This is a genomic window from Microbacterium sp. C23T (assembly GCF_053345975.1).
Window position 1 is genome coordinate 169,472 of sequence record NZ_JBKFBD010000003.1, and the last position, 15,459, is coordinate 184,930.

A 15,459-nucleotide genomic window follows, 5' to 3' on the forward strand; every position below is an offset into this window, starting at 1 on the left:
CGTTCGCGCTCCCCTGCATCGTCAATGAGATCCGCCGAGAACCCCCACGGCCTCCACGTCTCACGACGGATCCGTGGCGCTCGTGGTGTGGGACCAAGCGGTCGGAGCACCCGGGCAATTATTGGTTCCGTGGCCAAACTCCGCTACGAAAGAGTCTATGAGATGGCTATGCGGTTCGTATAGCGTGTCTATGCACTCTGTAAGCATCCTCACTGCACGCACCAAGGTTCACAGAGTCACCCTCTGCAGACAGTTGCACCGAGGCGTCGCACCTTGTCCGCTGCAGGATCGGGCGCGGATCGCAGGTCACGGCCATCCCGGTCACATCAAGCCAGCTCGCGGGCTATCGACGCCGATCGCTGCGACCGCGAGTGGTGTTCGCGGTCAGTAGGGCTCGCAGGCGAGTCCGTCGCCGTCCCGGTCGAGGTCGTAGATGTCGCTACCGACGACGCGTGCGATGCCGCTGAAGTAGGAGGGCCCGTTTCCGCTGCCACCCGCACAGTCCACGTCGCTATCGATCGGGACGCACGCGTCGGCGTAGTTAGAGTCACAGTGCCCGGCCGGTTGCGCGGGCACTGGGGCGGGCGGCGGGGGTGGTGCGACGTAAGTGCCGTTGGCGATCACCTGCGTGATCGGTTGCGTGGTGACCACCTCTGAGATGAGCTCGCGGCTGACTTCCTGCCCGTCGAGCAGGTGCACCAGGTAGGTCAGCGTCTTCTCGCCGTTCTGCCCGGGAGTGCGAACCTGGGTCTGTCCAGCGGGCAGGGCGCCGTCATCCACACGGGTCTCGGTGAACGGGATCGCCTCAGTCACCGCCTCTTCTCGCGTGCTCGCCACCGGAGTGGGGGTCGCCGACGGCGTCGTGCGGGCCGTGCTCGACTCTTCGGAGCGGTCGGCTTGCCCCGGCGACGGCAGTTCAGCGAACGGGGCAATGTCAGCGTTGCCGCTACCGCCCGTGTTCGGCAGCACCGCGGCGCTCACGCTTCCGGTCACCAGCAACACCGCGGCAGCGGCGGCGGTCACCGCGATTGCAGCCTTGCGGGAATTGAGGCGCAGCCACGTGCGGGTGCCCTTCGCGAGGGCCACGATGCCCGTGATGAGCACGATCAACGCGAGGACCGCGACGACCGGTGACAGCAGGATGATCGGGATCAGCGCCACCGCACCGATGAGGATCCACGCCCACACCGGCATCCGACGGGCCGCCCGTTCCACGGTCGGCGTGGCCGGTGGCAGTGGTTCGAACCACGTGGTGCCGTCGCTGGTGACGTGCGGACCCCATGCGTCGCCGTCCCACCACCGTTGCCGGCTGGCGTTCACCGGATCGGGATACCACCCAGGCGGCTGTGTCGTCATTGAATCTCCCCAGAAATCCATCCGACCCTAGCGGCCAATTCGCCGCGACCATGACCGAATGTCGCGTACACGAACCGGAATGGGCGAAAGCTGACGAGACCTTAAGGATCCACTTTCCTCAGTCGAGCTGGCGCGACCCCGAAGTAGGGTCGCGGGCGGAATGTGACTGCTACGGTCGGCGTCGTGACGCTGGAACTGGGGCCAGACGACAAACGCATGCGGCTGCGGTACGCCGGCACCTGTCGCCTCTGCGGGGAACCGCTCGACGCCGGCACGGATGCTGTCTACGAGCGCGGCACACGCACCGTCCGCTGCATCCAATGCCCCGGCACGGCCGAGACCGCCAAGCCGGAATCGGGGACCGCCGGTGCTTCTGCGCGCCGCGAGTACGAACGCCGCAAGCAGAACCGGGAACAGCGGATCCGCACCGCACACCCCAAGCTCGGTGGCCTCATCTTGGCCCTCTCCGACGACCGGCAGAGCACCCAGGCATGGGCGCAGGGCGCCATCGGCGAGGAACTCCTGGCGCAACGCCTCACCGAACTGCCCCACACGTTCCGGGTCCTGCACGACCGACGAATCCCCGGCACTCGCACGAACATCGACCACATCGTCATCGGTCCCTCCGGCGTGTGGGTGATCGACGCGAAACGCTACAAGAACAAACGACCCGCCCTGCACGTTGAGGGCGGCATCATCCGACCCCGCACCGAACACCTCCGGATCGGAGGCCGAGACGGCCGCAAGCTCATCGACGGCGTCCAGACCCAGCTCGCACAGGTCACCGCTGCCCTCGGAGAAGGCGGCGCGCCGGTGACCGGTGTGCTCTGTTTCCTCGAGGCCGACTGGCACGTGATCGGCGGCTCGTTCACCGTCGACGGCATCCACGTGCTCAGGCCGCGACTACTCGTCAAACGACTCACCGAAGCCGCCCCACAGACAATCGACATCGACATAACCCATGCGCAACTCGCGAAGGTGTTCCCCGCCGCGTGACGGTGTGCGTCCACGAGTCGACCTGCAGGCACGGCTTTCAGGATCGATCAGAGCAGGCGGATCACCCTCCGGGCCCCCGGACGATTAGGGGCGTTCGTCGCGCATCCGTCAGCGAGAGCCTCGCGACCGCTGATCGCGTAATGGGGTGGTGCGGTCGGATGAAGAAGCGCATACCCACCGGTTAGGCCACTATGTCGGGCATCGTCGGTCGATCTCGCTCAGAGCGCGCCGTGCACTTGGATTCCCCTGCAGCGAGTGGGTTACAACCGCCGCCGTAATCAGGGGCAACGAGGGCGGCGGGATCCTGAACAGCGAAGCGAGCTGTCGGCTGGACCCGTTCAGCCGGGGCCGTCCTTGAACTGCAACATGCCTACGAGCGACACGTTAGTCGATGACTGCCAAAACGCACGTGTCAGGGCGGAGGGCCCGCGAGACCGACTGAAGCCATTCAGCAAGAAGAGCAGCAGTCATTCAGGCTGACGCGCGATCTGGCTTTTTGCACGACGCCGACATGCTCCTCGCATGCTGGACGACAGCTCCCGGCTCCCAGCAGACAGAGTTGAAAACGACCTCAGCGACCGGTTCAAGGAGATCTACGAGCATTTCTTGGACTCTTGCCCGATACGACGGCGACCCTACACCGGGAGGAGCGCGCGAATGTAGTCAGCCGACGCCGAGTCGTCCTCGGGGACCAATCCGGACTCGACGACCTGAAGGGCAAGCCGCTTTATCTTAGCCACATTCTCCGGCGAGAATTCGAAGTCCGGCTCGTCGTCAAATTCAACATACTGGGAGTCACGTGCCATGGGGGTATCTCCACTCATCTGATTATTCAGATTCTACTCTGAGATCGGCGAATTGCCGTCTGGGTCTCGTAACTTATACGTCGCCGCAGATATCTTCTCCGAGACACTGGCCGCGACGATTCGCTCGATCCGCAGCATTGCGACCTCGAACTCCGGGACGAGGAGCGCCGATGAGTATCCCGGAGGATATCCGACGAACGTTCCGCGAATTGGCGCCGTGGACAGCTTCCATTCGATCGCTGCTCCAACCCCTTTCGGTGAGGGACCATCGCTGAGGCCGTACTTCCTGGGAACGGAAGCGAACAACGCGTCAAGCCTAGAGGGTGCTATACCCGCAAACGGAATGAACGCTATTCGTTCCCCGACCTCCAGGTCGTCAGGGAACACAGAAATCTCCTGTTTATATAGCCATTCCGCCATGCTCTTCCCGTACGGCTCGACGAAGAAGACTTGCTTAACTCCGAAGGAGATCAAGTTCCTCGTGCACTCATGACACGGGAATGTAGTTACATACATGGAAGGTTCACGAGCGTGCACACCCTTCCTGAACGCGTCGGAAAGGGTTGCAACCTCGGCGTGAACACTGCGGCCGAACTCGATCAGGTGCATAATCCTGGTCTTGTCAAAGGCTTCAAGAGCAGCCAATCCGACAATCGCCTGGTCGGACGGGCCGAGACCTTCGGGAGGAACACGCTCGAGTATCGCTTCCAACCAGTCTGCAGACTCTGAGTAGTTCTTTCGCAGTTCTGGGAGGGCATCTTTCCAATGCTCTGGCGAGAGCAGAATCTCGAGGAATGTCCTGATCGCGTGAACGCGACTCGCATCGCTTGGATCAAAGCCGTTTATATGGTCCCGGTAGTCCGGCAGGTCATCCTCTCGATATGGACCGCCGAATGGCTTAGCCACCTCATTCCAACCTGTGGCGAGAACGGACCCCGACTTGTCTACAAGCGCGGCGCCAACGCTTCGTCCCAAGGACACAGACGATTTCGCAGCGAGGAAGGCGGTAGCCATCGCGCTCTCCTCGGCAGTGGGAGTGCCGAAGGGGTTCGAAAAGATCTGCGCGATGAATCGACTGACCTGCTCTTTTGCGCGTGTGTCGACGTCGCGCGTCCTACCGTTCTCGCCGCCCTCCGAACGCGATCGCACAAACAGATCGGCCAGCTTGAAGGTGTCATCGACGTTCAACCGCCCTTTGGGGTCGAGCTGATGCATGGAGCTCTTAACCCCGGCATCGATAGCGATGAGCTCAGCCCCGAGCTGAGCCGCGTCGGATTCCGTTCGGGCCGGCGACGTCGGCTCCGAGCCGACATCCGTTTGCACTCGCGCCAATTGAGGCCCGCGGGATACGATCTTCTCGAATTCTGAAACGATGTATTGCTGGCGCTTTATTCGTGGCGCATTTGCCGCGATAAGAAAGAAGCGCGCACCATAGACGGATCGGAGTGTTCGCACCTCGTCGGGATGCATCAAATGCGTGACGATGTAGGCAACCCCGGTCTTGCCTGCGAGTATTGCGTCTTGGATGTCCTGCTCGCGATTGCGGTTTATCTCTAGTACTGCAAGTTCTGCAACCATGGCACGATCAATTACGCGCAGCATGTCGCCGGCCCGCATGAGGCTGCGATAGGAGGAATAGTCTCGTTGCCCGTCTTTCTCGGTCTTAGGTAAGGAGAATCCCGTCAACTCGAGGTATGCCTTTGCGATCAGCCGGGACAGCTTGACATTCTTAACATAATATCCCGCGGCGCCGAGCTTTTCCTTCAAGGCATCGGTGACGGAGGCGGTATGCGTACCGATTGGCCGAGATAAGGCGAAGTACAGAGGGTGCCGATTCAGACCCGAGAAGTCGTCGGGGACAGGTTCCCGCTCGGGCCCAAAGGTGAGCTGGTCTGCGAGCGCGCGCTCGATCCCCGATCTCGGATGCCCCATGCGCCTTGATCGTAGTGGTCACGTCGGACATCACGCGACCCCACACGCCCAGTGCGCACGGAACTCATCAAGCAGACAGGTCGAATTTCAGGTGGGCGCGTGTTCGGTGCTGACTGCCTCGGGTCTTCGGTGCGACAGGGGGCGCCTGACACGAGGTGCACAGACGAAGGCGAAACCCGGGCCTTCGTTCCTTCTGGAGTACGTCAACGTGGCAGGGAGGACAGTACGACCGTCGGCTGCGTTGGTCGACGAGCACGAGCCCATCGGAAGCACGCGATGTGTGACGGCTCGGTTGCAGTCATCGAGGATCTAGTCCAGACCCTCGATGTACCCGTTGATGTCGCACTGCTGTTGCTCCTGACTCTGGTCAGGGTAGCTGGGAGGTACGAGCCCGTCCTTGTGCATCTCGGCGACCCGCTCGTAGGAATCCGTGCACATCACGGGCTCAACCTTCGTCGCGTCGCCGATAGCCGATGCAACGGGTCCCGCCGCCGCGCTCAACCCGACGATCAGGCTCACCCCAAGAGCGATCCACTTGTACCGTCCTGAAGCCTTCTCGGCGGCGTCCAGGCGCCCATTCACCTTGTTCGCGAGCGCGTCGAAGTCCTTACGACTTACGTCCTTCCCGGCCAACTCACGACCCGCCCGAGTCGAGTTGCCGAGCGCGAGCGACCTCAGCCAGCGAGTCGTACTCTGCGTGCATGCTGCGATCCGCCTCGAACGACGCCATCTGATGGCGCATCTTGTAAATCGACTCGTCGAGTCCACGGCCTCCTCTGATCCCCGTGAGCAGGATCGCCGCGGCGCCAATGAGACCCATACCCGCAGTGATCACGACGACGATGTCTACCGGCAGCGAGATGCCCGTAAGCGAGAGGAGCAGAACAGCGCCGAAAACGGTGAGTATCGCCGACACCATCACCATGCCGACATTGAGGATACGACTGTTCCTCGCCCGAGCCTGCTCGGCGGCGCGCTCCGCGCGCGCCGTCATCATTTCAAGGAACGTCTGTTCTACTTGCAAGCGTTCCTGCTCATGTTCCATCTGAGCTTGCAACGCCGCGTTCTCGCGTTCCCCCGTCACGCCCACGATGCCGTCTGGCCAGTGGACGGAGAAGTGGCTAACGCTGTAAGGACTGCCGGACTCGCCTTCCCCCTCCGCGTCGGCGATCTGCTTGGTTTCCTTTCGCAACATGCGGATCCAACTTGAAAAAGGTTGATCGGAGATGGTCGCCGCATAACGAAGTTCGTCCGACTCACGGGAACGCTCTCCGCGAGGTTGATCGGGGCTCTCCGTGATTCCAGACGATTCAGGCCTGTCTGGCGTGTCCTCTTGGGGCATGCTCGCATGCTAGTGCCCCAGTCGCCGCTACCGAGGCTGATCGAGACGTTTCGCGTACACGCGCACGCGCGCGGACGCGTGTACGCGCGTGCGCGTTGACCTCGTTCTCGGGGTCGCGAACCTCCGGACGTGAACCCACTGACCGCGGCAGACATTCGCTACGTTGATTGGAAAGCGCGACTGATGGACGCTTTACTCCCCGTCCTTGTGCGCTTTCGCTACAACGATCGAGTTGAGCGACAGCGGCAACCGGGCGACGCGGCTCTCGTCGAAGTGACCATGCGGCGACTTGAGTGATGCCCGACCTCAGAGCGGAGAAGCGGCGCGGGTCGGCGGCGAAGCGCCTGGTGAGAAGCGCTGTTCGACGCGTGTTCACCCGGCGAACGTGACGAGAGTTCCTTCAGGGAACTGGCCCGCCCGCTTCTGATTCGGGGACGAGACAAGCCCTGCCTGCTGCATGGGCTTTAGGGTCTTCAGCTTGAGGTGACCCGACACGTATGGCGTCTCTCCGACGACGTAGCTCCACACCTCGTGGATCCCTACGGTCTGACCCCGGAATCGCTCGAGAAGGGCGTGCTTGAGTGGTTCGGTGTCGACGTCGGACTGAAAGAGAACCGTCTGTCCCGCGAGCACGTCGGAGAATCGATTTCCGCCCATCGGATCCACCTTCCACATTACGGACTTCATCTTGTCGAACGCCGTGAGATTGCGCGTACAGAAAAAGAGGTAGTACCCGGTGCGGTTGTCCGCGTTTACCATCTCGAAGCTCTGAACGTACGGAAGTCCGCAAACAGTCCGGAGTTGACGCTGGTACAGGTCGTGAAGAAATGACTTTCGCGTCGGATCTCCGGCCTTTGGCGCTTGTTTGTACTCCTCACACCCGAATAGTTGAGTGAAGTGCTCGTCGACGATACCCGCCGTGGAGAATCGGTTCATCGAATTGAAATCCCAGTAGATGAAGAGCTCACTCCGAGGGAATTGTACGAGCCGGCGCACGAGGTCGATCGGTACGTCTCGATACCCGAACGGGTCCAGAAACGCGAAGGTCGGGGCCATGACCTTGTCCCCGAGATCCTTGAGCATCTTCTCGGCGAGCACAGGGAAGCTCTCGCGGACAACGTGCACACGAACGTTCGGTGGCCACGGGCTACGGGCCTCCTTGAGCACGTCAACACGACCGCACAGGGACGCGTGGCGCTCCCGGTCCTGCTCATTGAAAATGAAGACGAAATCAGTCCCGCTCATCTGATTGAACGCCGCGTGGTCGAGCAGGTGTGAGAGGGCGATCTCTGGTGAACCGGGCTCACCGCCCGCGTAGACGCCGGGGCCAGCGAAGCCATCAAAGAACACGACGCGCTTGTTGTGTGTTGCAAGGATGGGAAACCACGCGTCGAGATACTGGGCAAGCAACTGATGCTTCGCCGCCGTGTGCGGCTCGATCGGCCAGATCGTTTGTGTCGTCGCCACGGTGCCCCCACTGCATCGATGTGCATACATCGTTGCATCGCCAACCGAAGTACGAGAGCGCGGCGCGCCCGCACTATTCGAGCTGGGCGAGTTCCTCCGCCCACCGCCATGCGGCGCTGGGATTGCGCGCGTAGAACCGGTACCGAGAGTCCGCATCGGGCAGGGGGCTGATGAGCCGGGCGTGGACAAGCGACTGGAATGGTTTCTGCAGGCTGCTGACGCTCACTTCGAGAGCCTTGGCTAGATCAGTGAGGCAGACGATACCGTCGTCGCTTCGCCCAACTTCCAGCATCAACTCGAGCCGATGCGTCTGCCCGAACACTTGCCGCGATATCTCACGGAGTGTCTCTCGACTAGTGCGCGTGGCGGCCATACGGTATTCATATCACGTAACGTAGATCGCGTTACGGGAAATGGGTAGAGATGGCTCAGCGTTCCGGAATCGAGTGGACCGAGGTCACATGGAACCCGACGACGGGTTGCGACCGAATCACCCCCGGCTGTGACAACTGCTATGCCCTGACGCTGTCGAAACGACTCAAGGCCATGGGCGCCGAAAAGTACCAGAACGACGGCAACCCGGTTACGTCTGGACCGGGCTTCGCCCTCACACTTCACGAGTCGGCGCTGGCGCAGCCGTACAAATGGGGCGGGCGCCGAGTCGTCTTCGTGAACTCGATGAGTGATCTGTTCCACGCGAAGGTGCCGCTGGACTTCGTCAGGCGTGTATTCGAGGTCATCGCCGACACTCCCCAGCACACATATCAAGTGCTCACGAAGAGGTCATCGAGGCTTCCAAAGGTCGCGGACAAGCTCGACTGGCCAGCCAACTTGTGGATGGGTGTTTCGGTCGAGGACGAAGAGCATCTATATCGTGTTGACGACCTACGCGCAGTTCCAGCTGCCGTACGGTTCCTATCTTGTGAGCCGTTGCTCGGGCCGTTGGCCGGCCTCGAACTCAATGGTATTGACTGGGTCATCACGGGTGGCGAGTCCGGGCACGGCGCGCGGCCGCTCGACCCGGATTGGGTGCGTGAGATTCGCGATAAGTGCAACACGGCGAACGTACCGTTCTTCCACAAGCAGTGGGGCGGTCGAACCCCGAAGGCAGGCGGTCGAGAGCTCGACGGCATGGTTTGGAGTCAGATGCCGCTTCGCAGCGCGAGCTGACGGTGGGTGGCGCGACGACGCCAATGAGCGGGGAGGTACGCACAGCCCACGCAGAACTCGGCGAGTCGAGTCCTGCACGGTTCGATTAGCGGTCGCCATGCGCGCGACTGCAACCAGCGAGTGCCTCGTGAGCGAACTGAATGCGCTCACGCGGGCATGCGGGGCGCCGGCGGTTGACGGGACATAGCGGAACGGACGACGCCATCCGCGCGCACGCCGATATGCGAGCGAGGTGCGGCTGATCTAAGAAATCCAGCCGATGACTGTCGGGTACAGCGAACTGAGCGCGACGAGGAAGAAGAAGGCGACGACAAGGATGGCACCGCGAACGGCTACTGGCGTCAGTGCGCGGACGAGGCGGTCAGTCGTCGGATTGGCGGTGAGACGCGGCATCAGTTCCTGATCGTTGTCATCTAGCCAGATACGCGTCCGGAGCGGCAACGCTTCGCGTGACCGCTCCGAACTAAGTGCACGAACAGCGGCGCGGGCGAAGTCTGCGTGATCGAGCGAGAAGCAGATCCACGCGCCCACGACGACGACGCCCGCCAACGCGACGAGTGAAACCGACACCACGATCAGCCCCAAGAACCCGTAGAAGTACTCATTCGCCGAGGACGGCGTACCGACCCGGTCGAGGTCAGACGCGACGAGAGTGGCTACGAACGCGCCGAGGGCAAAGGTGGCTGCGGTCCAGACGAGACGCCCCGCCCATCTACCCGCGCCGCCGAGAGCCGAACTGGGTCGTCCCGGTTTCGCTGGCATGCGTGCGGCGATCCAGACAACCAATGCAACAGGAGGCAGCGTGGCGATCACGCCGGCCAAGGAGACGAGGTCCTGCGAGGGCTGACCCGACAACGGCGAGAGCGTCACGGCCAAAACCCCAGTACCCACGAGCAGGAGGTAGAGGCCGTACCAGAACACAGGGTTCTTCAAGTGGTCTCGGAGGCCGTCGGCCGACGCGATGTTGGATGCTGCCACGGCACAAGCTTGCCGACCGCCGCCGACAACTGCGGTTCAGGAGGGTCCCTCAGGGAGCAGCTTGGTGACGTCGACCGAGCAGGTACCCGGCGATCGCGCCAAGCCCCACGAGACCGATGATGCCGATGGTGGCAGCTGCAACCATGAGCGGTGTCAGCGTGATGAGCGAACCAGGGAAGAAGGCTGCGCCGGCGAGTGGCTGATAGGCGAACCAGCCAAACGGTGCCGTGCCAGTCGGGCGTGCGGCGAGGAACATGATGACGCCGCCGAGCACAAGCACGCCGGAGATGATGGTGGCTGTCGCAACTCCGACGGGCACTCTGCGCATGCGGTCACCCTACCGACGTATCCGCTCGCCGACCGCGCTGACTCCGACGGGGTGACGGGACTTGAACCCGTTACTCACTCGGCCGCGCATCAGCCTGCCACCGTGCGGATGCCGGTCCCCGTCTGCCTCGTTTTGGGACTACCCGCCGCGGATGCTCGGGCCGTCGAATGTGGGGGCCGGCGGCACGTCGCCGACGACCATGAAAAGACCGCACGACGGGCACCGGTACGCGCCGGGCTCGTCCCGCATGAGCACGCCGCAGGAGGGGCAACGCGGCTGCTCCATGAGGTCCACGCCGCGAGTTTAGGACGACTCCACCCATCGGCGGCCAGGTGAAGCGTCCCCGTCCGGTGTGCGGTGAAGGCGGAATAGTCGGGCGCTCTCTGTTCGCGGGGTCTCCTCGCGTATATACCCCGCCCGCAGCGTTGTGCGCTCGTGTAGGTCAAGCGCGCGGTCGCGCCCGACGACCGCGGCGGTTTGATTGCTCGCTTGGCGAGGGGTTGACTCGAGGAGCGTCGGTTCGCCGAGTCGCACGTTCAGCTGTTGAGGCGGCGCGTCTCGTCGGTCCATCTAGTCGCGAGTGGTCGAAGTCTTGGGGCGAACAGTCGGCCGTGATGCGCGCAGTACAGTAACTCGGAGCCGTTGACGGTCGCGGCGATGTAGGCCTGCGCACCACACGCGTCGCACCGGTCCCGCGACGTGAGGCGTTCGGGGACGTGCTCGATCGGGGCGTCTGCGGCGGTAGTCATGATCGAGCCCTCCTTGGGTTGCCAGATAGTAGAACGGCCACGCGTGATGTCGCGCGTGTCTATCTTTGGTTCGTAGCCGATGCCTCGACCGGATCGGGGGTGTCACGACCGGTGCCGGGGCTACGCCTGACGGACCCCTCAGCACCCGCAGTCCGGGGTGGCTTTTCGTTGGGCCCACGCCCCGCCGCGGCGACCGTGCTCGCCGGACCCTTGAGCGCGATCGACAAGCCCCTCCTGAATGAGGCATGCGAAGACCCACAGATTGCCTCCGCTGCGAGATCACCACCTCGATGAAACGACTCGCCCCTGACACTGCACTCACGAGGATCACAGCAGCGAGAAACGCAATGCACGCAGGCACTTTCTGTGTAAGCACTCGTATCTAAGACATAAGCCGCGTACCCTGAGCTTGTGCGCGGTGGCCTAGAACGCTGGAAGCGGGGAGTCGAATCGCAGGGGGTTCGACAGGCGATGGCGTACGCGTTCAAGGGAACATGTGATTCCCACCTCCGGACGGTGACGGGAGTCGAGGCGCTCGCCGCGTACAGCGGCGCCGACGCAACGCATGTCGCGAGGTTCATCGTCGAGGATGGCGCGGTCGGTCAGGACCGCCTCACCGCGGAGGAGCTACGCCGCTGGGTCGACGGGCGCGACCCGCAGACGGATCTGGTTCGGGGCCGTGAGCTGACGTCGCCGCAGGCGGATCTGATCCTGGACGGGACGATCAACGCGCCCAAGTCCTACAGCGTCGCCGCGCTGATCCACCCCGACCTCGCGGCGCAGTTCGAGGCCCTCCAGGACCGCCTGCGCGACCGGATCATCACCACCTGGCAGCGGGAATTGAACGCCCGTCGCGGCGCCGGAGGTCGCATCCGTGAGTCGCTCCACCGGATCGAAGTCGTCGAGCTGCGCCACCGTCGCTCCAGGGCGTTGGATCCGCACATCCATCGACACCTCTGGCTGAATGTCAAGGTCTTGGGGGACGACGGCCAATGGTCGAACGTCGACTCGCGGGTCGCGATGCGGCTGCACACTCTCGTCAACGCGGAGGGTGAGCTCGCCGCACGCACCGATCCAGAGTGGATCGCCGCGCTCGCCGCCCATGGGTACACGCTCGATGCCGACGGTGAGATCTCAGAGCTCGCGGCGGCGGTGCGCCCGTTGTCGCGCAGGTCGAACCAGATCGAGGCGAACCGGGCGAGGTTCCTCCTGGACTGGCGTGCCGACCACCCAGGGCAGCAGCCTGACCATGAGGTGCTGCAGCAGATCGACCGACGCGCGTGGGCGGCGGGTCGCCCCAGCAAGCCTGGTGCCATCGACGAGTCGGACTGGGAGCAACTCATCCGCGACGAGCTCCGCGACATCGACGTACGGATGCTCAAGCCCCGGGCGCCGGCGCGAGTGACTGCTCGGGCACCGGACGAACTCGATCCCGACCTGCTCGCCGCGATGGCGATCGTCGATGCCGATGCCAGGTCGACCGCCTGCGGCGGACGGTTCAGTCGCTACGACGTGCGCGCTGGTGCCACCCGAGCGGTCGCAGCATCTGGCGTCATCGTGCCCCGTCCCGATCTCCAAGATCTGATCGACGATGTCGTCGCCCGCAGCTGGCGGCACGCCGTCGATCTTCTCGACGAAGACGTCGACCGGCCCGAACACGTGAAGGGCTTCATGGCGGCATCCACAGCGTCAATGAAGCTTCGACTCGCTGCCCGTTTTGATGCGATCACGCGGGCGGGCCGACCTGCAGATTCATCGTCGATCACGCAGGCCGCGGCCGACGTGCTGCCAGCCGGCGTCGCCCTAGACGCCGGTCAGGCGGATGCGGCCGCGGCCATCGCCGGCACCGATCGTCTCGTATCCGTGACCGGGCCCGCCGGTGCAGGGAAGACGACGATGCTGCGTGTGGCGAGAAGCGTGCTCGCCGGCAGCGGGCGGCGGCTCGTCGTGGTCGCGCCGACCAAGAAGGCCGCGTCAGTGGCGTCGCGCGAGGTCGGGGTGACCGCGTCGAGCGTACACGCGCTTCTCCACGATCACGGCTGGCGGTGGGGGCGTGACGAGGCTGGCGCGGATATGTGGACGCGCCTGACTCGCGGCGAGATCGACCCGCGAACAGGGCAAGTGTTCGACGGGCCCCGACGATTCGTGCTGACCCCGGGGGATCGCATCGTCGTCGACGAGGCCGGCATGGTCGACCTGCTTGTGGCCAACGCGCTTGCCATCCTCGCCGAGGAGTCCGGCGCTGGGATCGCGATGGTCGGCGACCATCTGCAGGCGATGCCCGTCGGTCACGCCGGAGCGATGGCCTGCATGACACGGCGCGCAACCGCGGTGGTCGAGCTGACGGCCGTGCATCGATTCCGCGATCCCGAGTACGCCGCGCTCTCGCTGCGGATGCGCGAACCGGGCTCGAAGGAACATGCGCTGGCGGTCGCTACGGAACTCGACGACCGCGGCCTCGTGCATCGGGTGGCAGATGGGGGCCAAGCGCGGGAGGTCATGGTCGAGACGTACTTCCGCTGGGCACGTCAGCACCAGCGCGTCGCCGTCGTCACCAGCACAAACGACGAGGCTGATGCGATCAACGAAGCCATCCAGCAACGTCGGCTTGACCTCGGGCAACTCGATCAGACACGGATCGCGATCGGCCAGGGCGAGCAACGCCTGCTCGAGGGAGACCTCGTGCAGACCCGCCTCAACGACGGTCGGGCGGATGTCGAGAACCGGGCACTGTGGACCGTCCGCCGCATCCGCGACGACGGTGTCGAGCTGTCGAGCATCAGCGACAGCACGGATCTGCGACTCGTCTCGCTTGACTACGCCGCGCACCACGTCCACCTCGCCTATGCGTCCACCGTGCACGGGATCCAAGGTGAAACCACCGATGCCTCGATCGTCGGCCCCGGCGTCAACGCCTCGGGCCTCTACGTCGGAATGACACGAGGCCGCCTCCACAACGAAGCCGTCGCCATCGCCCACACCGCTGCCACAGCGCGAGACCAGATCGCCGACAGCATGATGCGCGGCACCCCAGAGGTCAGCATCGACGACTCCGAGCGCGCCGCCCGAACCGAACTCGGACGGGCCGCCCGAACGCCAATGCCGACGAGCGCACACGACGTCCCCTGGTCAGATCGTGTGCGCCGTCCGCTCGGCCACCTCGTAAACCTCGGGCTAAGCATCTCCACGCATAAGCAACGAGCGGAGGCGATCCTCGCGAAACTCGACGAACTGCACGCATGGTTGGATGCGTCGGCTTCTGCGCTCCACAATGCAAGCCTCGACGACGCCGTGCGAAATGCCCGAGATCACGCACGCCCGACTGAGCCCGCGACGCACGACACGCAGGCCGTCGATGCTGCACGGAAGGCTCTGAGCGAGCGAAGGCTCGCGGTTGCCGCGGAACGAGACCAACTCGCAGCGGACTACTCGCGAGCGATCCTGCTCCTGGACCAAGCGCGAACGGAGCGCACGCTTAGAGCGGGTCTGGCGCCCAGCGTCCGCGCCCTGGAGGAACGTGCTCGCGACGCAGCGTCGGCAGCCCCCGGGCGATTGTCGCCCGCCCAGCCGGTCGCCGGCATGTCACCCCGCCGTTGAACGCGAGCGCGCCCCGGAACGGGCGCCGCGAGCGTCGTGGGCCCGTGGGGACAACGGGCTCACGGACCGTCGTCCGGTCCTTCGACCGCGCCGGCCCAGACCCAGCAACGGTGCTCGTGGCCGTCGATACGGAACCGAATGGCGACTGCACGAGAAGTCCAGGAGCACGCCTCGGCGTCCACGCGGATGGGGATACCGCCGAACCGGACCCACGCCCTGACCGGGCGTGCGACGGGGGCTCTGGTCAGCGGGAGCGTGTCGAGCTGCAGCTCGGAGTCGGTGAGTGTTTCCAGGCGACCGGTCTCGGCGGTGCGCTGCAGGATGCGCTCGTTCATCCGCGCATCGATTTGCGCGGCGTACCTTCGATTCGTGCCCACCAGCCGCCCCGTCTTCCCCGGCCATATGGACAGTATCGAACATTAGTTCTACAGTGTGAAGTCATGGACGAAACGACTGTAGAACACGATGTCACGCTATGGATGGTGGACGACATCCCGGTGCGGATGTTCTACGCGGGTCTGCGATGGCGAGTCTCCGACACTCCGACCCGGCTGCGGGAGTCGGTGTGGTCGGCGCCGCTCCAGGACGGGCGCAGCCTTTACGGGTGGCGGTTCCAGGCGACCGACGAGGACGGCGCCTCGTTCGAGTTCGATGTGTTCCGCACCGAGGACAACTGGCACGTGCACCGCGCCTACACCTGACCACAGCGCCGACGTAATCATCCGGCAGGCGCGTGTG

14 protein-coding genes are annotated in these 15,459 nt (G+C 64.1%); 4 read left to right on the forward strand and 10 right to left on the reverse strand.

The genetic code is table 11. The features are described from left to right. Positions 1 to 384: 384 nt before the first annotated feature. Positions 385 to 1,356 carry a G5 domain-containing protein gene (locus tag ACLBXX_RS02830; protein WP_447656731.1) on the reverse strand — a complete coding sequence of 324 codons (972 nt, stop codon included), beginning with the start codon at positions 1,354 to 1,356 and terminating at the stop codon, positions 385 to 387. A gap of 183 nt (positions 1,357 to 1,539) precedes the next feature. Between ACLBXX_RS02830 and ACLBXX_RS02835 the strand changes: the two genes are divergently transcribed. Continuing rightward, on the forward strand, positions 1,540 to 2,352 hold the full coding sequence (locus ACLBXX_RS02835; protein ID WP_447656732.1) for a nuclease-related domain-containing protein: 813 nt from the start codon (positions 1,540 to 1,542) through the stop codon (positions 2,350 to 2,352). A gap of 635 nt (positions 2,353 to 2,987) precedes the next feature. On the opposite strand, the gene ACLBXX_RS02840 is transcribed toward ACLBXX_RS02835, so the two are convergent. The 5 genes from ACLBXX_RS02840 to ACLBXX_RS02860 form a co-directional block, all read right to left on the reverse strand. Continuing rightward, positions 2,988 to 3,158 (reverse strand): hypothetical protein, encoded by a 171-nt coding sequence (locus ACLBXX_RS02840; protein ID WP_447656733.1) that lies wholly within the window; start codon positions 3,156 to 3,158, stop codon positions 2,988 to 2,990. A gap of 33 nt (positions 3,159 to 3,191) precedes the next feature. Further along, positions 3,192 to 5,090, reverse strand: a complete 1,899-nt coding sequence (locus ACLBXX_RS02845) for a hypothetical protein (protein WP_447656734.1) — start codon at positions 5,088 to 5,090, stop codon at positions 3,192 to 3,194. Between the two features lie 309 nt (positions 5,091 to 5,399). Then, positions 5,400 to 5,723 (reverse strand): hypothetical protein, encoded by a 324-nt coding sequence (locus tag ACLBXX_RS02850; RefSeq protein WP_447656735.1) that lies wholly within the window; start codon positions 5,721 to 5,723, stop codon positions 5,400 to 5,402. Position 5,724: 1 nt separating this feature from the next. Continuing rightward, positions 5,725 to 6,432 (reverse strand): hypothetical protein, encoded by a 708-nt coding sequence (locus ACLBXX_RS02855; protein WP_447656736.1) that lies wholly within the window; start codon positions 6,430 to 6,432, stop codon positions 5,725 to 5,727. A 372-nt stretch (positions 6,433 to 6,804) separates the two neighbouring features. Further along, positions 6,805 to 7,899: a three-Cys-motif partner protein TcmP gene (locus tag ACLBXX_RS02860; RefSeq protein WP_447656737.1), complete on the reverse strand. Its 1,095-nt coding sequence runs from the start codon at positions 7,897 to 7,899 to the stop codon at positions 6,805 to 6,807. 423 nt (positions 7,900 to 8,322) lie between these two features. On the opposite strand from ACLBXX_RS02860, the gene ACLBXX_RS02865 reads away from it, so the two are divergent. Then, complete coding sequence (locus ACLBXX_RS02865; RefSeq protein ID WP_447656738.1) at positions 8,323 to 9,069, forward strand: DUF5131 family protein; 747 nt, start codon at positions 8,323 to 8,325, stop codon at positions 9,067 to 9,069. Positions 9,070 to 9,312: 243 nt separating this feature from the next. Here ACLBXX_RS02865 and ACLBXX_RS02870 read toward each other — a convergent pair whose 3' ends face one another. The 3 genes from ACLBXX_RS02870 to ACLBXX_RS02880 form a co-directional block, all read right to left on the reverse strand. Continuing rightward, on the reverse strand, positions 9,313 to 10,047 hold the full coding sequence (locus tag ACLBXX_RS02870; protein WP_447656739.1) for a hypothetical protein: 735 nt from the start codon (positions 10,045 to 10,047) through the stop codon (positions 9,313 to 9,315). 49 nt (positions 10,048 to 10,096) lie between these two features. Next, on the reverse strand, positions 10,097 to 10,375 hold the full coding sequence (locus ACLBXX_RS02875; RefSeq protein WP_447656740.1) for a hypothetical protein: 279 nt from the start codon (positions 10,373 to 10,375) through the stop codon (positions 10,097 to 10,099). A gap of 536 nt (positions 10,376 to 10,911) precedes the next feature. Continuing rightward, complete coding sequence (locus tag ACLBXX_RS02880; RefSeq protein WP_447656741.1) at positions 10,912 to 11,124, reverse strand: DUF7455 domain-containing protein; 213 nt, start codon at positions 11,122 to 11,124, stop codon at positions 10,912 to 10,914. A gap of 471 nt (positions 11,125 to 11,595) precedes the next feature. Between ACLBXX_RS02880 and ACLBXX_RS02885 the strand changes: the two genes are divergently transcribed. Then, positions 11,596 to 14,721: an AAA family ATPase gene (locus tag ACLBXX_RS02885; RefSeq protein WP_447656742.1), complete on the forward strand. Its 3,126-nt coding sequence runs from the start codon at positions 11,596 to 11,598 to the stop codon at positions 14,719 to 14,721. A 59-nt stretch (positions 14,722 to 14,780) separates the two neighbouring features. On the opposite strand, the gene ACLBXX_RS02890 is transcribed toward ACLBXX_RS02885, so the two are convergent. Continuing rightward, entirely contained in the window at positions 14,781 to 15,056 is a 276-nt protein-coding gene (locus ACLBXX_RS02890) for a hypothetical protein (protein ID WP_447656743.1), read from the reverse strand. Between the two features lie 105 nt (positions 15,057 to 15,161). Here ACLBXX_RS02890 and ACLBXX_RS02895 point away from each other — a divergent pair, with 105 nt between their 5' ends. Continuing rightward, entirely contained in the window at positions 15,162 to 15,422 is a 261-nt protein-coding gene (locus ACLBXX_RS02895) for a hypothetical protein (protein ID WP_447656744.1), read from the forward strand. Positions 15,423 to 15,459: the final 37 nt, after the last annotated feature.